Below are 232 nucleotides of genomic sequence, written 5' to 3' on the forward strand. Positions count from 1 at the left end.
CTATCGGCACCGCGACGCGCTCGTGCTTTTCGACGGCTTTGCGGAATTCCGGCGTCTCGGCAATCTTCAGGCGGACATAGAGGCCGACGGCGACGAGGGCGAGGCTGGCGATGAAGGGAATGCGCCATCCATAGTCGAGGAAATCCTCGTTGCTCATCGTTTCCGTCAGGATGAGGAAGAAGCCGGAGGAGAGGATGAAGCCGATCGGCGCGCCGAGCTGCGGGAACATGGC

Annotated in this window: 1 protein-coding gene; it reads right to left on the reverse strand. The window is 62.1% G+C overall.

The genetic code is table 11. From position 1 onward, the window contains the following. Nucleotides 1-232 (reverse strand): MFS transporter (locus EOD29_RS35375; RefSeq protein ID WP_164764123.1); only part of this gene is annotated, 232 nt, incomplete at both ends.

Source organism: Mesorhizobium sp. M1A.T.Ca.IN.004.03.1.1, from assembly GCF_003997555.1.
Lineage (GTDB): Bacteria > Pseudomonadota > Alphaproteobacteria > Rhizobiales > Rhizobiaceae > Mesorhizobium.